Source organism: Streptosporangium sp. NPDC001559, from assembly GCF_042893955.1.
Lineage (GTDB): Bacteria > Actinomycetota > Actinomycetes > Streptosporangiales > Streptosporangiaceae > Streptosporangium.
Genome location: NZ_JBIAVG010000001.1, coordinates 265,076 through 284,459, shown reverse-complemented (window position 1 = coordinate 284,459; position 19,384 = coordinate 265,076). Strand labels below are relative to the sequence as shown.

Sequence of the window (19,384 nt, the reverse complement as noted above, 5' to 3'; positions counted from 1 at the left end):
GCCGGGCGCGGTCCTGTCCTCCCGCCTGAGGGCCAGGAATACTCCCATGTCATGCCGGTTTCGCCGCGCCAAGGCTCACGCCGGGGCACCGCCACGCATGACAGGGGAAACATGGGGCATGTCTTCCCACCGCTGAAGGGCGGTGTGATGATCGAGATCTGGCCCGGTGACCCCTATCCCCTCGGGGCCACCTACGACGGCGCGGGGACAAACTTCGCGCTCTTCACCGAGGTCGCCGAGCGGGTCGAACTGTGCCTGTTCGACGAGGAGGACAACGAGACACGGGTCCCCTTCACCGAGTGCGAGGGCTACGTCTGGCACGGCTACCTGCCGGGCATCGGCCCGGGGCAACGGTACGGCTACCGCGTGCACGGCCCCTACGACCCCGCGAGGGGCGTGCGCTGTAACCCCGCCAAGCTGCTGCTCGACCCCTACGCCAAGGCCATCGAAGGGGAGATGCGCTGGGACGAGGCCGTGTACGGCTACCGCTTCGGGGACCCTGACCTGCGCAACGACGCGGACTCGGCCCCGTTCGTCCCCCGGTCCGTCGTGATCAACCCGTTCTTCGGGTGGGGGCACGACCGGCCGCCCGCGACGCCGTACCACGACACGGTCATCTACGAGGCGCACGTCAAGGGCCTGACCGTGAACCACCCGAAGATCCCCGAGCGGATCCGGGGCACCTACGCGGCCATCGGCCATCCGGAGATCATCGACCATCTGACCTCCCTCGGGGTCACGGCGATCGAGCTGATGCCGGTCCACCAGTTCGTCACCGACCACGTCCTGGCCGAGCGCGGCCTGACGAACTACTGGGGTTACAACAGCATCGGGTTCTTCGCCCCGCACAACGCCTATTCGAGCACCGGGCAGCGCGGCGGGCAGGTGCTGGAGTTCAAGGCCATGGTCAAGGCGCTGCACGAGGCGAACATCGAGGTCATCCTCGACGTGGTCTACAACCACACCGCCGAGGGCAACCACCTGGGGCCGACGCTGAGCATGCGGGGGATCGACAACCCCGGCTACTACCGGCTGGTGGACGACGACAGGCGCTACTACATGGACACGACGGGGACCGGCAACAGCCTGTTCATGCGTTCCCCGCACGTCCTCCAGTTGATCATGGACTCGCTGCGGTACTGGGTCATCGAGATGCACGTGGACGGCTTCAGGTTCGACCTGGCGGCCACCCTGGCCAGGGAACTGCACGAGGTCGACCGGCTGAGCGCCTTCTTCGACCTCGTCCAGCAGGACCCGGTGCTCTCGCAGGTCAAGCTGATCGCCGAACCCTGGGACGTCGGGCCGGGCGGCTACCAGGTGGGCAACTTCCCCGCCAGGTGGACCGAGTGGAACGGCATGTACCGCGACACGATCCGCGACCTGTGGCGCGGTGAGCCCGCCTCCCTGCCCGAGTTCGCCTCCCGGCTGACCGGCTCCAGCGACCTCTACCAGGACGACAGCCGCAGGCCCGCCGCCTCGATCAACTTCGTCACCTGCCACGACGGCTTCACCATGCAGGACCTCGTCTCCTACGACCGCAAGCACAACGAGGCCAACGGCGAGGACAACCGGGACGGCACCGACGACAACCGCTCGTGGAACTGCGGCACGGAGGGGCCCGCTTCGCTGGCGATCGAGTCGCTGCGCGAGCAGCAGAAACGCAACTTCCTGACGACGCTGTTCCTGTCCCAGGGCGTGCCGATGATCTCCCACGGCGACGAGCTCGGCCGTACCCAGCTGGGCAACAACAACGTCTACTGCCAGGACAACGAGCTGAGCTGGGTCGACTGGTCCGACGTCAGGGAGAACTGGCTGCTGCTGGAGTTCACCCGGCGCCTGGCCAGGCTCCGCGCCGGGCACCCCGTCTTCCGCAGGCGCCGCTTCTTCTACGGCCGCCCGGTACGGGGCTCCGGCGACAATCTCAGCGACATCGCCTGGTTCACCCCGAGAGGGGAGCGGATGACCGACGCCGACTGGAACGTGGGCTACGCCAAGTCGCTGGCGGTCTTCCTGAACGGCGACGCGATCACCGAGCCGGACCGGAGGGGACGGCGGATCGTCGACGACTCGTTCCTGCTGCTGTTCAACGCCCACCACGACGTCATCGAGTTCACGATCCCCAAGGACCACGGCGACATGTGGGTGACGGAGATCGACACGGCGATGCCCATCATCGTCGACACCAGGGTCTGCAGAGCGGGTGAGGAGGTGCCGGTGACCGGCAGGTCGGTACGGGTGTTGCGGCGTGTCTGACGGGCGAAGGGAGAACGCGGGGCGGGACTTCGGCCCGCCGCTGTCCACCTACCGGCTCCAGCTCACCCCGGACTTCGGCTTCGCCGAGGTCGCGGAGCTGGCCCCCTACCTGCGCGACCTGGGGGTGAGCCACGTCTACCTCTCCCCGATCCTGCAGGCGACCTCGCGCTCCCGTCACGGCTACGACGTGACCGACCACTCCCGGATCAGGGAGGAGTTCGGCGGCCTTGAGGGGCTGCGGGCGCTGTCGGAGCGGCTGACCGCGCACGGCCTGGGCGTCGTGGTCGACATCGTGCCCAACCACATGACGGTCCCGGTCCCCGAGTCGGGCAACCGGCAGCTGTGGTCGGTGCTCAGGGACGGCCCGGCCTCGCCGTACGCGCGGTGGTTCGACATCGACTGGGCGGGCGGCGGCGGCCGGGTGGACATGCCGGTCCTCGGCGACGAGGTCGAGCCGCACGCCGACGGCTCCGTGCTGCGCTACCACGACCACGAGTTCCCGCTGCCCGACACCCACTACCGGCTGGTCGACTGGCGTCGCGGCCCCGGCTACCGGCGTTTCTTCGACGTCTCCTCGCTGATCGGGCTGCGCGTGGAGGACCAGGAGGTCTTCGACGCCACCCACGAGGTGATCGTGGGGCTGGTCCGCGACGGGATCGTCCACGGTCTGCGGGTCGACCATCCGGACGGCCTGGCCGACCCGCGCGGCTACCTCGCCAGGCTCCGCGAGGCCTGCGGGGTGTGGACGGTCGCCGAGAAGATCCTGGTGGGGGAGGAACGGCTGCCCGCCGACTGGGACTGCGACGGCACGACCGGTTACGAGGTGCTCAACCGGATCACCGGCCTGTTCGTCGACCCGGCCGGGCAGGAGCCGCTGACCGACCTGTTCGTCGAGCGCACCGGCATGCCCCGCGAGTACGCCGCCGTGGTCGGCCGTGCGAAACGGGAGGTCATCGACCTGTTCCTCGGCGCCGAACTCGACCGGCTGCACGCGGTCGTCGGCTCCGACCGTACGGCGCTGGCCGAACTGCTCGTCGCGATGCCGGTCTACCGGGCCTACGCCGTACCGGGTGAGCCTGTCCCCGAGCGGTCGGTGGCGATCGTCGAGGCGGCGGGGCGGGCCGCCGCCGCCAGGCTGCCCGAGGGCGCCCCGGTCGCCGAGGTCGTGAACAGGGTCCTGTACGGCCCCGCCGACGCCGTCGTCCGCTTCCAGCAGACCTGCGGCCCCGTGATGGCCAAGGGCGTCGAGGACACCGCGCTCTACCGGTGGTACCCGCTGGCCTGCCTGAACGAGGTCGGCGGCGAGCCCGACCGGTTCGGCGGAGACGTCGGGGACTTCCACGCCTTCTGCGGGGAGATGTCCCCCGGAACCATGACGACGTTGTCCACCCACGACACCAAACGCTCGGAGGACGTGCGGGCGCGGCTGGCCGTACTCTCCGAGATGCCGCAGGAGTGGGCGCGGGCGGTGGGGGAGTGGTCGGCGAAGGTCTCCTTCGACCCGGCGCTCGACTATCTCGCCTGGCAGAACCTGATGGCCGCCTGGCCGATCGAGCCGGGCAGGTTCTTCGACTACCTGTTCAAGGCGGCCCGCGAGGCCAAGACGGCGATCTCGTGGGCGGCCCCGGATCCCGCCTACGAGCGGGGCATCCGTGACTTCGTCATGCGGGCCGTCGGCGAGTGCGGCCCCTCGGTCGCCGAGTTCACCGCCATGATCGAGCCGTACGCCAGGTCCAACTCCCTCGGCCAGAAACTCGTGCAGCTCATGCTGCCCGGCGTGCCCGACCTCTACTGGGGCAACGAGATCACCGACTTCTCGCTGGTCGATCCGGACAACCGTCGCCCGGTCGACTTCGCCCGCCGTCGCGCGCTGCTGGCCGTGACCGGAAGCGGGCCCATGAGCGGTTCGTGGGACGAGGACAAGCTGCTGGTCACCACCCAGGCGCTGCGGCTGCGCAAACGCCTCGACCCGGCGCTGCCGTACCTGCCGGTCGAGGCGGGGGAGCACGCCGTCGCCTTCGCGCGGGGGGACAGGGCGGTGGCGGTCGCGACCCGGCTGCCGGTCGGCCTGGCCGCGCGCGGCGGCTGGGGCGGTGAGACGATCACCCTGCCGCACGGCAGATGGCTCGACCTGCTGTCCGGCGCCCGCCACACCGGGCGTGTCCCGCTGGCCCACCTGCTTTCCGTCTTCCCGGTCGCGCTTCTTGAGAGGGAGTAGCCCGTGTTCGAGGTCTGGGCGCCGCAGGCGTCCTCGGTGGACGTGGAGATCGACGGAGTGCGCCACCCGATGGCCCTGGGCACGGGCGGCTGGTGGTCGGCCCGGGTGCCGGGCGCGGGCCACGGCACCGACTACCGCTTCAGCCTCGACGGCGGTCCCGGACTGCCCGACCCGAGGTCACGCAGGCAGCCGGAGGGGATCTTCGGGCCGAGCCGGGTCTACGAGCACGACAGGTTCGAGTGGGGCGACGACCTGTGGCGCGGGCGCGCCCTGCCCGGTTCGGTGATCTACGAGCTGCACGTCGGGGCCTTCACCCCCGAGGGGACCTTCGACGCGGCGATCGACAGGCTCCCGCACCTGGCCGAACTCGGCGTCGACTTCGTCGAGGTCATGCCGGTCCCCCCGGTGCCCGGTACGCGCAACTGGGGCTACGACGGGGTCGACCTGTGGGCCGTGACCGAGAACTACGGCGGACCCGACGGGTTCAAGCGCTTCGTCGACGCCTGCCACCGGCGGGGGCTCGGGGTGATCCTGGACGTCGTTCACAACCACTTGGGGCCCTCGGGCAACTTCCTGGCGCCCTTCGGCCCCTACTTCAACCCCTCGGCCGCCTCCTTCTGGGGGCAGGCGGTCAACCTGGACGGCCCCGGCTCCGACGAGGTGCGCCGCTACTTCGTGGGCAACGCCCTGCAGTGGCTGCGCGACTACCACGTGGACGGCCTGCGCCTGGACGCCGTGCACGCCCTGCACGACTCCCGGGCCGTGCACCTGCTTGAGGAGATGGCCGTCGAGGTCGAGGCCCTCTCCACGGCCGTCGGCAGGCCGTTGACGCTGATCGCCGAGTCCGACCTCAACGACCCCCGGCTGATGACCCCCCGCGAGGCCGGAGGGTACGGCCTGGCCGCGGCCTGGAACGACGACGTCCACCACGCGCTGCACGTGGCGGTGACCGGAGAACGGCACGGCTACTACGCCGACTTCGCCGGTGCCGTCACGGCGACCCTGGCCAAGGTGCTGACCTCGGGGTACTACCACGACGGCACCTACTCCTCCTTCAGGGGCCGTTCCCACGGCCGCCCGGCCGGGCACCTGTCCGCCCACCGCTTCGTCTGCAGCGCGCAGAACCACGACCAGATCGGCAACCGCGCGACGGGCGACCGGATGCCGCCGGAGGCCCTGCGGCTGGCCGCCGGGCTGCTGCTGACCTCCCCGTTCACCCCGATGCTGTTCATGGGCGAGGAGTGGGGGGCCCGCACCCCGTTCCTGTTCTTCACCGACCACGTCGAGCCTCAGCTGCGCGAGGGCGAGGGGGAACGGCGGCGCCGGGAGTTCGTCGGCCACGGCTACGACGACTGGGCGGACAAGGCCCCCGACCCCGGCGAGGAGCTGACGTTCCTGCGCTCCAAACTCGACTGGAGCGAACTCGACGACGACGCCCACCGGGCCCATCTCGACTGGTACCGGGCCCTGATCGCGCTGCGCCGTGCCCACCCCGAGCTGACCGACCCCCGGCTCGACCGGACCGCCGTCTCCCACGGCGACGACTGGCTCCTCGTACGGCGCGGCGCCCTGCGGATCGCGGCCAACCTCGGCCCCGTCCCCCTCACCCTGCCGACCGGCCCCGGCCACATCCTCCTGGCCCTCGACCCGACCACCACCCTGACCGGCCCCGACCTCCTTCTCCCCGCCAGATCGCTGGCCGTACTCCAGTCGTCCGGGGTTGAGTGACCCTGCGGCCGACATCTGACATCAACGGCTCTCACCTGGAAGGTGCGTCATCACCGTCATCGCGCACGACGATCCGATCGGCCGTGACCTCAGCGACTACCTGATCCACGCGGACCTTTCCGAGCGCGTGGACGGCTGGCGCGAACAGCTGTGGACCCGCCGAGTGGCCCCTGACCGGTTCGAGATCACGTGTCTGCCGTTCTTCACCTACGGCATCTGCCATCGCGACGTCGTGACCATCGACGACCGGCACCTGGTGTCGGCCGTGGTCGAGAAGTCGGGGCACAGCACCCTGCGGGTCGCTCTGGTCCGGGAGCACCCTCACCGTGACCGGTTCCACGAGCTTCTTCATGGCGAAGTCGCGGCCACTGGGCTGGCTCACGAGTGGTTGCAGGGCACCTATCTCTCGGTCGATCTCCCGCCAGGTGCCGACGCCCAGAATCCCCTGGTGAAGATCCTTACCGGCCTGGAGGAGGAGGGTGCGCTCCTCTGGGAGATCGACTCCTAGGGTCGGGCACGGTGGTGTCCGGTGGCCACGGGAGGCAGAGTGGGGCCATGACCGGGTACGAGACGATGGCGTTCCATCTGGAGACCGAGCGGTTGACGATGCGGCCGTGGGCCGAGTCGGATGCCGACGAGCTTCGGGACCTGCACACCGAACGCGGCAAGGGGACGCCCACGGTCGAACACGTCCGGGCGATCATCGCGAAGCAGCTCACCGCGACGGCGACGACGGGGATCGCGCTGCTGCCCATCCGGCGCCGGGTGGAGGGCGACTTCATCGGCTACTGCGGGCTGATCGTCGGTCGTTGCACCGTCGAGGAGCCCGAGATCGCGTATGAGCTGTTCCAGCGTGTGCACGGGCGCGGGTACGCGACCGAGGCGGCCAGGGCGGTGCTCGACGCGGCGGTGGCGACCGGGCGGAAACGGCTCTGGTCGACCGTCGGCTCGTGGAACACGCCCTCGCTCCGCGTCCTGGAGAAGCTCGGGTTCGAGCGGGATCACCTTTCCACGGAGGAAAACGGTGAGGTGGTGTGGCTCACCCGCTCACTGCCGTGACATCGGGTGCGCTCAGGCGTCGACTCCGTGAGCTGGAAGGGCCGTTCTCCATGCCCTTGACGAAGGATTCCGGCCGGTGGCGGTGAACTCCTGCGGCGCCTTCCACGCCCCCACTCAAGGCCGTCGCCCCGGACGCCGCTGACAGGCTCCTCGCCTCGGCACGGCGGTCCGGATCTTCGGCGTCAAGACCGTCGACCGCTGGGCGCTTACCGGCCGCGTCCCCTCGGGGCGAACCCCCAGCAGGTGGCGTCGCTACCGCGAGAGCGGCATCAGCGCTCTTCTCAACGCTGGCTGCACCAAAGAGGACCGCCGATAAAAGTGATCATTCGGTGAGCACTTTGCCTGGCAGGATTGATCTCACAAGCCACCGAGCGGAAGGCAGCAGGACATGCTTCGCGGACTCACCACCATCAGCTTCTACGCCCACGACGTCGCCGCCGCCCGTGACTGGTACGCCGAGCTCCTCGGGACGGAGGCCTACTTCCAGCGGCCGGAGCAGGGCGAGCCGGTCTACGTGGAGTTCCGGGTGGGCGACTACCAGCACGAGCTGGGCGTCATCGACGCGCGTTTCGCCCCGCAGGGCTGGAGCGCCGAGAGCGGCGGGGCGATCGTCTACTGGGCCGTGGACGACCTGGAGGCGACCTGGGAGCGGCTGCTGGAGATGGGGGCCGTCCCGTTCGACAAGCCGACCGAGCGCGGCCCCGGGTTCGTCACCGCCTCGGTGCGCGACCCGTTCGGCAACATCCTCGGCATCATGATCAACAACCACTACATGAACGTCCTCGAGAGCCGGAAGGGCTGACCGCGATGACCGAGAACGCCCTGATCCTGGACGACGCCGCAGCCTGGAAGGCCTGGCTCACCGAGCACCACGACAGCGCCCGCGACGTCTGGCTGATGATCGCCAAGAAGAGCGGCAACGCCACCACCGTCACCCTGGACGAGGCCCTGGACGAGGCGTTGTGCCACGGCTGGATCGACAGCCACCGCAGGGCGTTCGACGGCGACTACTACCTGCAGCGTTACTCGCCGCGTGCCCGCCGCAGCCCCTGGTCGGAGATCAACGTCGCCAAGGCCGAGGCGCTGACGGTCGCGGGCCGGATGCGCCCGGCGGGTCACGCCGCGATCGAGGCCGCCAAGGCGACCGGCCGCTGGCCCGCCGCCCGATGACGGTCACGCCGCCGCGGGGGTGAGCAGGGCCGAAAGGCGGCGCAGGCCGCGAGCCGTACGGGCCTTGACGGTGCCGAGCGGAACGCTCAGCCGTTCGGCGATCTCCCGCTGGGTGAGGTCGCCGTAGTAGGCCAGCTCGATGGCCTGGCGCTGCGGGGCGGGCAGTTCGGCCAGCGCCCGCCGTACCTCGTCGCGCTCGGCCAGGGCCTCCCCGTGAGCCCTGCCGTCCTGGCCCGCGGGGTCGGCGACCGCGTCGAGCGGGACCGTCCGCAGCGTGCGCACCCGCAGGTGGTCGACCGCCCGGTTGTGCGCGATGCCGAGCAGCCAGGCGGGAAGGCTGCGGGCCGGGTCGAAGCGGTGCCGTGACCGCCAGACCTCGGTGAACACGACCTGCTGGAGGTCCTCGACGTCCTGGAAGGCGACGAAGCGCCGCAGGTAGGAGCGCACGAGTGAGCCGTGCGTGTGAAGGCACTCGGCCAGGGCCGCGTCGTCACCCTCGGCGAACCGGACGTTCAGGGTGTCTGTCATGGTGCCCCCCTTGCCGAAAAAAGCTACTCAAAACTTATTCATACTCTCCGGCGTGAATGAAGGCAAGCGGTTCGCGCAGGTCAGCGCAGCGCGGCGTGAACGCGGGTGAGCGCCTCGGTGAAGGAGGAGACCCGCAGAACCGAGGCGGGCAGCCCCTCCCGCCAGCCCTCGCCGCCCACGATGAGGCGGCTCGTCGGGCGCAGCGGAGGCAGCGAGGCGAGCGGCGCGGGATCCCCGGTCTCGGGGATCTGGGACCAGACGAAGACCACCGCAGGGCCGAGACGGCGCATCGCGTCACCCAGCGCCGGGTACGGCGTCCGCGCACCGAGCACCCGCGTCTGGACGCCGTCCAGGGACAGCGCGGCGGCCAGCGCGTGGACCGGCATGCTGTGCAGCTCGTTCTCCGCGCAGGCCAGCAGCACGGGACGGTCGTTGACCGGCCGGGCGGGGGGACAGCCGATCCGGGTCAGCGCGCCGAGCAGCCGTTCTGAGAACAGGTGCTCGATCTCGATGCCCGCTCCGGTCTCCGCCTGCCGCCTGCAGATGGCCTCGAAGACCGGCAGCACCAGGGTGTGCCAGGTCCACTCGACGCCGTGCCTGGCCAGCGCCGCGTCGATCCAGTCGGAGACACCCCCGCTGTCCAACGCGGTCGCGGCCCGCACCAGCATCGCCACCGTCGGGATCACGACCTCCCCTTCCGAACCCGAACCCGAACCCGAACCCGGGACCGAGCCAGGGACCGAGGCAGGGACAGGGACCGGCGCGGGCTCCGGCGTCTGGCGGGGCAGGGCGCCGGGGCGCAGGACCCGCCTGGCGGCGTCGGCCGCCGGAACCCCCTGCCTGATCAGCCGGTTCATCTCCTCAAGGCGGCGCAGATCGGCGGAGTCGTAGCGGCGGTGCCCACCGGGGCTGCGGCGGCTCGGGCCGAGGCCGTAGCGCAGGTTCCAGGTGCGCAGGGTCGGGGCGGGCACCCCGAGCCTGCGGGCGACGGCCCCGATGCCATATCCCGGCTCCTGCTCGTCCGTCACCGTCTCACCCCATCCACGGGCCTCTCCCGTACCGGTCTACAGCCTGCCAGTCTCGTCCCCCTGACGATCCCTTCGGACACCCGGCCCCGGCCGGATGCAACCACGCGGGGCGCGGTGACGAAGGTCCCCATGTGATCGAGACCGTCATCGTCCTCTTCACCCGTGACCTGCGGGTACGTGACCATCCGGCGCTGGCGGAGGCGTGCGCCGCAGCGAGCCGGGTGGTGCCGCTGTTCGTGCTCGACCCCGCCGTACGGCAGGGCGGCAGAGCGGCCTTCCTCGCCGAGAGCCTGGCCGACCTGCGCCGATCCCTGCGCGAACGAGGGGGTGACCTGGTGGTCCGGCGGGGCGACACCGTCACCGAGACGATGCGTCTGGCGCGTCAGGTCGGTGCCGGGGCCGTACACGTCAGCGAGGACGTCAGCGCCCTGGCCTCGCGCAGGCAGCGGAGGCTCGCCGAGGAGTGCGAGCGCGCGCGGACGGCCTTCCTGACCTTCCCCGGTGTCACGATCGTGTCTCCCGGCGCCCTGCGGCCCTCCGGCGGCGGTGACCACTACCGGGTGTTCACGCCCTACTGGCGGGTCTGGGCGGAGCACGGCCGCAGGCGGCTGCTGGACGCCCCGCGCGAGGTCGTTCTCCCCGAGGGACTCGATGCCGGGACCCTGCCCGAATCCGGCTCAGGAGGGCCTTTCCCCGGTGGGGAGCGGGCCGCCAGGGAGCGGATGAACACCTGGCTCAGGTACGACGCGGAGAACTACACCGACAGGCGCGACGACCTCGCGGGCGACCGTACCTCACGGCTCAGCCCCTACCTGCGTTTCGGCTGCCTGTCGCCCCTTGAGCTCGAATCGCGGCGGCCCGGTGACGACCTCGTCAGGCAGCTCTGCTGGCGCGACTTCTTCCACCAGGTCACGCGGGCCTTCCCGGGCATCACGCGGGACGACTACCGGCCGCGCGGGCACCGCCGGCGCCACGACGAGGAGGCGGCGAGGGCCTGGCGGGAGGGCAGGACCGGCGTGCCGATCGTGGACGCGGGCATGCGGCAGCTGCTCGCCGAAGGCTGGATGCACGGCCGCGCCCGGATGGTCACCGCGTCGTTCCTGGTCAGGAGGCTGGGTGTGGACTGGAGAGTGGGCGCGGAGCACTTCTTCTCGCTGCTGCTCGACGGGGACGTACCCGACAACTACGGCAACTGGCAGTGGGTCGCGGGGACGGGCAACGACACCAGGCCCAACCGGGTCGTCAACCCGCTCAGGCAGGCGAGACGGTTCGACCCGACGGGGGAGTACGTCCGCCGTCACGTGCCCGAGTTGCGGGCCGTACCGGACGGGGCGGTTCACCGGCCCTGGTGTCTGCCCGGCGGGGTCAAGGGCTACCCGCCACCCCTGGTGGCCGTGGAGTGAGGTCGCGGGCCGTGTTTCGGCCCTGACCGCAAGTGTTGATATGTCGGGAGCGGAACAATTCGTCCGTGCCGTACGTCGCACTGATGTGATGATCTTCGACGGCATCGACGACGACCTGCGCGCGGCCCGCGAGCGGGTACGGCGTCTTGAGCGGCTGACGGCCCAGCGTCAGGGACTGGCCCTGCAACTCGACGAGGTCGGGCGGCTGCTCGCGGAACTTGAGGAACGGCTCGCCGAGGAGGAGGAGGACGTCTCCCGGCTGGAGGCGGGCGGCTTCACGGCGTTCCTGGCGGGGCTCGCCGGTTCGAAGGAGGAGCGGCTCGCCAAGGAGCGGGCCGAGGCGCAGGCCGTACGGCAGCGCCTTGACGGGCAGCGCGGCCGCCTGGGGTGGCTGGAGACGGACATGGCGGCCGTGGAGAGCGGTCTCGCCGAGGTGGGCACGGCGCGCGAGGAGTACGCGGCGCTGCTCGAACGCAAGGAGCGCATGCTGGTCGAGTCGGGCGACCCGAAGGGCAGGGAGCTCACCGACATCTCCCGGCGGCTCGCCGACACCGACGCCGGGCTGCGCGAGCACGAGGAGGCGCGCCAGGCGGGGGGCGGCGCGATCCAGGCCGTGGGTCAGGTCCTGCACAGTCTCGGCAGCGCCCGGGGCGCCTCCCGCTGGGACATGCTGAGTGGCGGCGGAGGCTTCGCCGACATGGTGGAGAACGGCCACCTGCGCAACGCCGATGAGGCGGCCTGGCACGCGCAGCGGGCGCTGGACGTCTTCTCCAGGGAGCTGGCCGACGTCGGGGTGCACGTCAACCCCCAGATGCCCGAGGTGGACACCCGCTGGTTCGCCGACATGTTCTTCGACAACATCATCGTGGACGCGATCAAGCACCAGAAGATCTCCCGTACCGGCGAGGCGGTCGCCGAGATCGCCCAATGGGTGCAGGAGACGGTCGCGACCCTGACCACCAACCACGCCGAGCTGGCGCGTCAGCGCGACCTGCTCATCGCCCGCAGGGAGGAGCTCCTCGCGGGCTGAGAACCCTCATGGGCGCGGGGCCCTGAGAATCGGAGGCCGGGGCGGAAGGTGTGGCGGACATGCTGACGCGACCGGCCAACGGTGACAAGCTCTGGGCTTAAGACATCGCATCGTCTCGGTGGAGGGCAGCATGTCGAACCCCAGTGTGGTTCCGTTCCTTCGTTACCAGGACGCCCCGGGCGCCATCGAATGGCTGGGCAAGGTCTTCGGCTTCCGGCCGTCGGTCACGGTGCCCGGCTCTCACGGGGGCGTGGGATACGCCCGGCTCACTCTGGGGGACGCGGTGATCGTGCTCGCCTCGGTACGGCCCGGCGAGCCCTACCTGCGCAGTGCCCTCGACCTGCCCGCGGTCAGCCAGGGCGTGTTCGTCGTCGTCGAGGATCTTGAGGCCCATTACGAGCAGGCCGTGGCGCGGGGCGCCGAGATCGTGGTCGAGCCCGAGACCACCCCCGAGGGCACCAGGATCTACATGGCCTTCGATCTGGAGGGCCAGCTCTGGGCCTTCGGGGACGGCTTCGAGGTCGACGACTGATCTCAGTGGTCGTGGCCGTGGCCGTGGTGGTCGTGGTCGTCTTCTTCGTCCGAGGGGCCGTCTGAGGGTTCGACCCCCAGCACGGCCTCGCGGGGCTCGACCTGCTCCACGTGCTCGATCAGGCCCAGAACGTGGTCCGGCTCGATGAGCCACTGCAGGGCCGTGGCCCCCGTCTCGTCGGCGGAGACCATCTCCGCCTGTTCCCTGCGCTCGTCGTCGTCCAGGTCGGCGTCGGGGTGGTTGATCTCCTTCAGCGCGGCTTCCTGGAGCCCGGCGAGGTCCTGCACCTCAACGGTCAGCTCGATCGTCAGACGCAGATAGCGTTCGGTGCCCGATTCATCACTCATGGTGGAATCCTAGTGCCCCGACAAGGGACGATCAGACTACGGCAGCTTCCATTCGACCGGTGCCGCGCCCTGCTGCTGCAGCAGGTCGTTGGCGCGGCTGAAGGGGCGGGAGCCGAAGAAGCCGCTGCGAGCCGACAGCGGGCTCGGGTGGGCCGACTCGATGGCCGGGGTCGAGCCGAGCATCGGGCGCAGGGAGCGGGCGTCGCGGCCCCACAGGATCGAGACCAGGGGCTGATCGCGGGCGACGAGGGCCTTGATGGCCTGTTCGGTGACCTCCTCCCAGCCCTTGCCGCGGTGCGAGGCGGGCTTGCCGGGCATGACGGTGAGGACCCTGTTGAGCAGCAGGACGCCCTGGTCGGTCCAGGGGGTCAGGTCACCGTTGCTCGGCATCGGCAGGCCGAGGTCCTCGGTCAGCTCCTTGTAGATGTTGCGGAGGCTGCCGGGGATCGGGCGCACGTCGGCGGCGACCGAGAAGCTCAGGCCGATGGGGTGTCCCGGGGTCGGGTAGGGGTCCTGCCCGACGATCAGCACCTTCACCTGGTCGAAGGGCTGCTGGAAGGCACGGAGCACGTTGGCTCCCGCGGGGAGGTACTGCCTGCCTTCCGCGACCTCCTGGCGGAGGAAGTCACCCAGCTCGGCGATCTTGTCAGCGACGGGTTCCAGGGCCTGCGCCCACCCGGCTTCCACGACTTCGTTCAAAGGACGTGCGGCCATGCCGAAAACCCTATCGAGTTTTGAGACCAGGTACGGCTCGCGTGACGAATCACGCGAGCCGTACCTGACCTGCCCCTGTCGTTATTTCACGGAGCCCGCCATCATGCCCTGCACGAAATACCGTTGGAATGCGAAGAACAGGATTAACGGGATTATCAGCGACAAAAAGGCGCCGGGGGCAAGGATGTCGATATTGGTGCCGAACTGCCGCATCTGAGATTGAAGGGCCTTGGTCATCGGCTGGTTGCCGGTGTCGGCGAAGACCAGGGCGACGAGCAGGTCGTTCCACACCCAGAGGAACTGGAAGATTCCCAGCGAGGCCACCGCGGGTTTGGCCAGCGGGAACACCACGGTCGAGAAGATCTTCCACTCGCCCGCGCCGTCCATCCGCGCCGCTTCGAGCAGCGAGCGCGGGATGCCCGCGAAGAAGTTGCGCAGCAGGAAGATCGCGAACGGCAGGCCGAAGGCCGTGTGGAAGAGCACGACCCCGGCGATGGAGCCGAAGATGCCGAGCGTGCCGTACAGCTTCGCGATCGGGATCAGCGCGATCTGGACCGGCACGACCAGCAGACCGACCACCACCAGGAACAGGGTGTCCCTGCCCCGGAACTCCATCCAGGCGAAGGCGTAGGCCGCCATGGCGGCGATGCCGATCACCAGGACGGTCGTCGGGACGGTGATGAGGACGGTGTTCCAGAACGAGGAGGTGAAGCCGGTCGCCAGCAGGTCCGAGTAGTTCCTGAGGGTCAGCTCGGCCGGCCTGGTCAGGGCCGTCCACCAGCCGGTCGAGTTGTTGGCGGTCTCGTTCCTGATCGAGACCACGAACAGGCCGAGTGTGGGAACCAGCCAGAACAGGCCGATCACCACCATCAGGGCCTGGAGCAGGCCGCCGCCGATCCGGTCGACGGCCCTGCCGAGGGGGCCGCGACTCGGCGCGCCCAGCGCGGGGGTCGTCACTGGTTGTCCCTTCTGAACCGGCGGATGTTGATGATCATGAACGGCAGGACCAGGATCAGCAGGAAGATGGCCAGCGCGCTGCCCAGTCCCTGGTTGCCTCCGCCGCCGAACGAGACCCGCCACATCTCAAGCGCGATCACGTTCGCCTGCGGCTGCACGGAGCCCGGGGCGATCACGAAGACCAGGTCGAAGACCTTGAGCGTATTGATGATCATGGTGACGAACACGACCAGCAGCACGGGGGAGAGCAGCGGAACGGTGATCTTGCGGAACACCTGCCACTCGGTCGCCCCGTCGATGCGGGCCGCCTCAAGCGCGTCACGCGGGATGGACGCGAGCCCGGCCGCGATCAGCACCATGGCGAACCCGGCCCACACCCAGATGAACGCCCCGATGATGGCCGGCGTGATCAGGGTCGGCCCGAGCCAGGAGATGCCGTTGAAGGGCTCCTGGAAGTTCGACGGCGGCAGCCGCAGGAGATAGTCGCCCTGGGGCAGGCCGGCGAATCGGAAGGTCCCGTCGGCCTCGGTGGTCGCCGTCGCCGCGACCGCGTCGCCGCGCACCGCCTCGACCGTCACCCCGGCCAGCGCCTTCTCCGTGCCGTCGACCTGGTTGAGCGTGCCGCCGCCGCCCTGGGTGAAGTCGACCCACACGGTGCCGGTCAGCTCGCCGGGCACCGGCCGCGCCGCCTTGGCCGCCGAGGCGGAGGCGAGCGTCGCGGGCTTGACGCCCACCAGCGGCATCTGTACGGCCTGACCCGGCTTGACGGTCTGCCTGGTCACGACCGCGCCGTCGCGCGGGACGACCGGCGCCGCGTCGTTCTCCCTCGGCCTGGCGTCGGGATAGCCGTGGGAGGGGCCGAAGACTCCCTGGACCGAGGTGATCACGGCGTTGGCCACGCCCCGGTCGGGGTCCTGCTCGTAGACGAGCCTGAAGATGACGCCGGAGGCCATCAGGGAGACGGCCATCGGCATGAAGACGACCAGCTTGAACGCGGTGGCCCAGCGGATCCGCTCGGTCAGCACCGCGAAGATCAGGCCGATCGCGGTGACCATGGCGGGGGCGAACACGACCCAGATCAGGTTGTTCCTGATCGTGGTCAGCGTCGAGGAGTCACTGAAGATCGTGGCGTAGTTCCCGGCGCCGACGAAGGTGTCCCCGGTGGCGTCGAAGAGGCTGCGGAAGATCGAGTAGACGATCGGATAGATCACCAGCGCGCCGAGGACGACCGCGGCGGGAAGCAGGAACACCAGCGCCAGCGTCGGGGAGGGGCCGAGCCTTCCCCGGCGGGCCGGGGGATTCGTGGGATTCGAGGGATTCGGGGAGTTCGGGGGAGGAGCGGGAGCCGCAGACCCCCGGGCCGCGGCTCCCGCCGTCGTGGCCCCCGCTGCCGCCCCGGCCGTCTCCGGCGCGGTGGCGGACGGCGGGGGATCGTCCGCTTGGCCCTGCGGGGTCGCGGGGCCGGGCCCGGGCCCGGGGGAGGCGCCCTCGCCCTCCCGCGGGCCCTGCGGGCCGTCCAACCGGTTGGTCACGGCCGGTCCCCCTACTTCCAGGCCTTCTTGGCCTCGTCCTCAAGCTTGGTCTGGGTCCCCTTGATGTCGGAGGGGTCGCGGACGAAGTCCTGCAGGAGCTTCCACTCGCCCTTGCCCTCGGTGCCGCCGAACGCGCTCGGCGCGAGGTCGGACATGTCGTAACGGACCGCCTCACCGGCGGAGATGATCGTCTGGGCGAGCTTCTTGGTCAGCTCGGCGGGGTAGTTGTCCGGCGAGACGTTGCGGTTGGGTGACAGGTAGCCCGGCAGCTTGGCCCAGATCTCGCCGCCCTCCTTCGAGGCGAGGAACTCAAGCAGGGCCATGCCCCCCTTGGAGTCCTTCAGCGCCACGGCGATGTCGCCGCCGAGCACGACCGGCTCGGTGTCACCGGCCTTGGGGAAGGGGAAGTACTTGGCCTCCTCGCCCAGCTTGGCGCCCGACTGCTCGGCGGAGGTGGCCACGAAGTCGGCCTCGATGACCATCGCCGCCTTGTCCTGGCCGTACACCTGGGTCGCGCAGGTCGGGAAGTCGGTCTGCAGGGCGCCGGAGGGCCCGCCGAGCAGGAACTCCTTCTTGCCGACGATCTGCGCGATCTTCTCAAGCGCGGTGGTCACGGTGGCGTCGGTCCACGGGATCTCGTGCTTGGAGAGCTTGGTGTAGTTGTCCGGCCCGGCGGTCGAGAGGTAGACGTTCTCGAACAGGTCGGTCAGCGTCCAGCCGGAGGCGCCGCAGAGGGCGAACGGGGCGGTGCCGGAGTCGGCGACGGTCTGGGCCGTCTTGACGAGGTCGTCCCAGGTGGCGGGGGGCTGGGCGCCCGCGTCCTGGAACGCCTGGTCGCGGTACCAGACGAGCGACTTGTGCGCGGCCTTGACCAGCACGCCGTAGACCTGGCCGTCGGCGGAGCCGAGTTCCTTCCAGTACGGGGTGTAGTTGTCGTCGATCTGCTTCTGGACCTCGGCGGTGAGCGGCTTGAGGGCCTTCTCCTTGGCGTACTGCTGGACGAGGCCGGGCTGGGGCAGGATCGCGATGTCCGGCGGGCTGCCGCCCTGGATGCGCGGGCCGAGGTAGGCGCCGGTGTCCTCACCGGTCGAGGCGTAGGTGACCTTGGCGCCGGTCTTGGCCTCGAACGCCTTGAGCACCTGCTGGAAGTTCTCCTGCTCCTGGCCCGTCCACTTGGCGGCGACCTCGATGGTCACGCCGTCCAGGGTCTTGGCTCCCGCTGCGGCCGAGGAGGCCGGGGCGCTGTCGCCCGGGGCGGGCGTCGAGGACGCGTTGTCCTGGCTGCCGCACGCGGCGAGCGCGAGCGCCAGGCCCGTCAACGTCACCGTGGCGATGGTCTTACGCATTCTGGCGAACCTCCTGTGCTGACGGAACGGAGATGGGGGGACAGGCGATCGGTGCGGGGGGACCGCCTGTCCCCGGTCCTGGGGTGGTGAGGTGAGGCGTGAGGTACGGCGGACGCCGCGCGGTGGGGATGCCCACGAGCGTCCGCCGAGAACGGAGAGAGACGGAAAGAGACAGAAACAAGGGGGAAGGAAAGGGATGACGACTCGCGGAACGGAGGGGTGACCCCCGTCATCGAGCCCGGATGATCTCGTCGAGCTGACCCTTCATCGAGGTGACGACGTCGCCGCTGTCCTCGTCGAAGGGCGGGGTGAGCGCGTTGGAGACCGCACTGGCGATCACCAGGCTCAGCTGGTTGTAGTTGGCGCTCGTCGGCCTGGGCCGCGCGGACAGCAGGCTGTCCTTGAGCACCGGCAGGTAGGGGAAGCGCTTGATCAGAGCGGGGTCGTCGTAGAGCTCGGCCCAGACGGGGGGGAAGGACCCGTCGGCGAGCACCCGGCGTTCGTTCTCAAGTCCGGTGAAGTAGCGGATGAACTCCAGGGCGGACTTCTGCCGCTTGGAGTAGGCGCTGATGGCGAGGTTGATCCCGCCAAGCGAGCTGGAGCCGGGCCCGTTGAGGCCGGGCAGCCGGGTCACCCCGAACCTGCGGCCGATCGGCGAGGTCGTCGCCGGGCCGTAGGCGTGGGGCCAGTTGCGGGAGAAGGCCAGGCGGCCCTCCTGGAAGGCCAGCCGTGACTCCTCCTCCTTGTAGGAGAGGGACTCGCGGGGGATCCAGCCCTCACGAAGGCCGTCGACCAGGAAGTCGAGCCCGGTCGTGGCCTTGGCGGTGTCCATCGTGACCTGGGTGCCGTCGCGGTTGAGGATCTGCCCACCCGCCGACTGCACGGCCTCGGCGAAGTTGACGGTCAGCCCCTCGTAGGCGAGGAACTGCCCGGCGTAGCCGCCGATGCCGTACCTGTCGTGCAGCGCGCGGGCCTGCCTGCGCAGCTCCGCCCAGGTCGTGGGCGGAGTGAAGCCCTCCTTGGCCAGCAGGTCCTTGCGGTAGTAGAGCAGCCCGGCGTTGCTGGTGTACGGCACGGCCCAGAGCTTGCCCCGGTAAACGGCGGTGTCCGTGACGGACGGCAGGAACCTGTCCAGCGGGAACATGCCGCGTTCGAGCGGCACGATCCACCCGGCGTCGGCGAACTCCGCCGTCCAGACCACGTCCAGACCGAGCACGTCGTAGCGGTCGCTCTTGGCCTGCAGGTTGGCGACCATCTGCGCGCGTTGCTCGTCGGCGGCCTCGGGAAGCTCCAGGAGCGTCGCCTGCTCCGCCGGGTGCGTCTGGTTCCACCGGTCGATCAGCGGTCGCAGATAACCGGTGGTGTCACGGCCCGTCACGAAGGTGAACGGGCCGCTGCCACCGGAACGGTCGGCGTCCTGCGCGACCGCTCCCGAACACCCCGTCACCAGAACGACGACGAGAGTGACGAGAAGGAGGTGGCGCACGATTGCCTCCCTGTTTCCTGGCGGCTACATACATGTTAGGTAGATGCATGCAT

18 protein-coding genes are annotated in these 19,384 nt (G+C 70.0%); 10 read left to right on the top strand and 8 right to left on the bottom strand.

All coding sequences use genetic code 11. From position 1 onward, the window contains the following. Positions 1–147 precede the first annotated feature (147 nt). The 7 genes from glgX to ACFYY8_RS01275 all read left to right on the top strand — a co-directional run bounded on the left by glgX (position 148) and on the right by ACFYY8_RS01275 (position 8,428). The gene (gene glgX, locus ACFYY8_RS01305; RefSeq protein WP_390035947.1) at positions 148–2,253 is read left to right on the top strand and encodes a glycogen debranching protein GlgX; all 2,106 of its coding nucleotides are present in this window, start codon (positions 148–150) and stop codon (positions 2,251–2,253) included. After that, complete coding sequence (treY, locus tag ACFYY8_RS01300; RefSeq protein WP_390035945.1) at positions 2,246–4,471, top strand: malto-oligosyltrehalose synthase; 2,226 nt, start codon at positions 2,246–2,248, stop codon at positions 4,469–4,471. Before glgX ends, treY begins: the two co-directional genes overlap by 8 nt. Positions 4,472–4,474: 3 nt before the next feature. Beyond that, positions 4,475–6,199 (top strand): malto-oligosyltrehalose trehalohydrolase, encoded by a 1,725-nt coding sequence (gene treZ, locus ACFYY8_RS01295; RefSeq protein ID WP_390035943.1) that lies wholly within the window; start codon positions 4,475–4,477, stop codon positions 6,197–6,199. Between the two features lie 127 nt (positions 6,200–6,326). Then, positions 6,327–6,707 carry a DUF4265 domain-containing protein gene (locus ACFYY8_RS01290; protein ID WP_390035941.1) on the top strand — a complete coding sequence of 127 codons (381 nt, stop codon included), beginning with the start codon at positions 6,327–6,329 and terminating at the stop codon, positions 6,705–6,707. Between the two features lie 47 nt (positions 6,708–6,754). After that, positions 6,755–7,258 carry a GNAT family N-acetyltransferase gene (locus tag ACFYY8_RS01285; protein ID WP_390035939.1) on the top strand — a complete coding sequence of 168 codons (504 nt, stop codon included), beginning with the start codon at positions 6,755–6,757 and terminating at the stop codon, positions 7,256–7,258. 388 nt (positions 7,259–7,646) lie between these two features. After that, entirely contained in the window at positions 7,647–8,060 is a 414-nt protein-coding gene (locus ACFYY8_RS01280) for a VOC family protein (RefSeq protein ID WP_390035937.1), read from the top strand. 5 nt (positions 8,061–8,065) lie between these two features. Next, entirely contained in the window at positions 8,066–8,428 is a 363-nt protein-coding gene (locus tag ACFYY8_RS01275) for a YdeI family protein (RefSeq protein ID WP_390035935.1), read from the top strand. A 3-nt stretch (positions 8,429–8,431) separates the two neighbouring features. On the opposite strand, the gene ACFYY8_RS01270 is transcribed toward ACFYY8_RS01275, so the two are convergent. Then, entirely contained in the window at positions 8,432–8,956 is a 525-nt protein-coding gene (locus ACFYY8_RS01270) for an RNA polymerase sigma factor (RefSeq protein ID WP_390035933.1), read from the bottom strand. Positions 8,957–9,036: 80 nt separating this feature from the next. After that, positions 9,037–9,984, bottom strand: a complete 948-nt coding sequence (locus ACFYY8_RS01265; protein ID WP_390035931.1) for a MerR family transcriptional regulator — start codon at positions 9,982–9,984, stop codon at positions 9,037–9,039. 131 nt (positions 9,985–10,115) lie between these two features. On the opposite strand from ACFYY8_RS01265, the gene ACFYY8_RS01260 reads away from it, so the two are divergent. The 3 genes from ACFYY8_RS01260 to ACFYY8_RS01250 all read left to right on the top strand — a co-directional run bounded on the left by ACFYY8_RS01260 (position 10,116) and on the right by ACFYY8_RS01250 (position 12,949). After that, the gene (locus ACFYY8_RS01260; protein ID WP_390035929.1) at positions 10,116–11,387 is read left to right on the top strand and encodes a cryptochrome/photolyase family protein; all 1,272 of its coding nucleotides are present in this window, start codon (positions 10,116–10,118) and stop codon (positions 11,385–11,387) included. Positions 11,388–11,475: 88 nt separating this feature from the next. Further along, a complete protein-coding gene (locus ACFYY8_RS01255) occupies positions 11,476–12,417 on the top strand; it encodes a hypothetical protein (protein WP_390035927.1) in 942 nt (313 codons plus the stop codon). 130 nt (positions 12,418–12,547) lie between these two features. Then, positions 12,548–12,949 carry a VOC family protein gene (locus tag ACFYY8_RS01250; protein WP_390035925.1) on the top strand — a complete coding sequence of 134 codons (402 nt, stop codon included), beginning with the start codon at positions 12,548–12,550 and terminating at the stop codon, positions 12,947–12,949. A gap of 2 nt (positions 12,950–12,951) precedes the next feature. Here the strand turns inward: ACFYY8_RS01250 and ACFYY8_RS01245 are convergent, their stop codons facing one another. The 6 genes from ACFYY8_RS01245 to ACFYY8_RS01220 form a co-directional block, all read right to left on the bottom strand. Then, positions 12,952–13,296, bottom strand: a complete 345-nt coding sequence (locus ACFYY8_RS01245) for a hypothetical protein (RefSeq protein ID WP_390035923.1) — start codon at positions 13,294–13,296, stop codon at positions 12,952–12,954. Between the two features lie 36 nt (positions 13,297–13,332). Further along, complete coding sequence (locus tag ACFYY8_RS01240) at positions 13,333–14,010, bottom strand: uracil-DNA glycosylase (protein ID WP_352009699.1); 678 nt, start codon at positions 14,008–14,010, stop codon at positions 13,333–13,335. Between the two features lie 81 nt (positions 14,011–14,091). Beyond that, positions 14,092–14,967: a carbohydrate ABC transporter permease gene (locus tag ACFYY8_RS01235; protein ID WP_352009698.1), complete on the bottom strand. Its 876-nt coding sequence runs from the start codon at positions 14,965–14,967 to the stop codon at positions 14,092–14,094. Beyond that, positions 14,964–16,499, bottom strand: a complete 1,536-nt coding sequence (locus ACFYY8_RS01230) for a carbohydrate ABC transporter permease (protein WP_390035920.1) — start codon at positions 16,497–16,499, stop codon at positions 14,964–14,966. The genes ACFYY8_RS01235 and ACFYY8_RS01230 overlap by 4 nt, the downstream gene beginning before the upstream one ends. 11 nt (positions 16,500–16,510) lie before the next feature. Then, positions 16,511–17,845, bottom strand: coding sequence for an ABC transporter substrate-binding protein (locus ACFYY8_RS01225; RefSeq protein ID WP_390035918.1), 1,335 nt, complete (start codon positions 17,843–17,845; stop codon positions 16,511–16,513). A gap of 229 nt (positions 17,846–18,074) precedes the next feature. Continuing rightward, positions 18,075–19,331: an ABC transporter substrate-binding protein gene (locus tag ACFYY8_RS01220; RefSeq protein ID WP_390035916.1), complete on the bottom strand. Its 1,257-nt coding sequence runs from the start codon at positions 19,329–19,331 to the stop codon at positions 18,075–18,077. Positions 19,332–19,384 lie beyond the last annotated feature (53 nt).

Excerpts from the sequence above, each read along its gene's own strand:
- glgX (WP_390035947.1), top strand. The coding sequence starts at position 148 with ATGATCGAGATCTGGCCCGGTGACCCCTATCCCCTCGGGGCCACCTAC.
- ACFYY8_RS01285 (WP_390035939.1), top strand. The coding sequence starts at position 6,755 with ATGACCGGGTACGAGACGATGGCGTTCCATCTGGAGACCGAGCGGTTG.
- ACFYY8_RS01280 (WP_390035937.1), top strand. The coding sequence starts at position 7,647 with ATGCTTCGCGGACTCACCACCATCAGCTTCTACGCCCACGACGTCGCC.
- ACFYY8_RS01275 (WP_390035935.1), top strand. The coding sequence starts at position 8,066 with ATGACCGAGAACGCCCTGATCCTGGACGACGCCGCAGCCTGGAAGGCC.
- ACFYY8_RS01270 (WP_390035933.1), bottom strand. The coding sequence starts at position 8,956 with ATGACAGACACCCTGAACGTCCGGTTCGCCGAGGGTGACGACGCGGCC.
- ACFYY8_RS01255 (WP_390035927.1), top strand. The coding sequence starts at position 11,476 with ATGATCTTCGACGGCATCGACGACGACCTGCGCGCGGCCCGCGAGCGG.
- ACFYY8_RS01250 (WP_390035925.1), top strand. The coding sequence starts at position 12,548 with ATGTCGAACCCCAGTGTGGTTCCGTTCCTTCGTTACCAGGACGCCCCG.
- ACFYY8_RS01245 (WP_390035923.1), bottom strand. The coding sequence starts at position 13,296 with ATGAGTGATGAATCGGGCACCGAACGCTATCTGCGTCTGACGATCGAG.
- ACFYY8_RS01240 (WP_352009699.1), bottom strand. The coding sequence starts at position 14,010 with ATGGCCGCACGTCCTTTGAACGAAGTCGTGGAAGCCGGGTGGGCGCAG.
- ACFYY8_RS01225 (WP_390035918.1), bottom strand. The coding sequence starts at position 17,845 with ATGCGTAAGACCATCGCCACGGTGACGTTGACGGGCCTGGCGCTCGCG.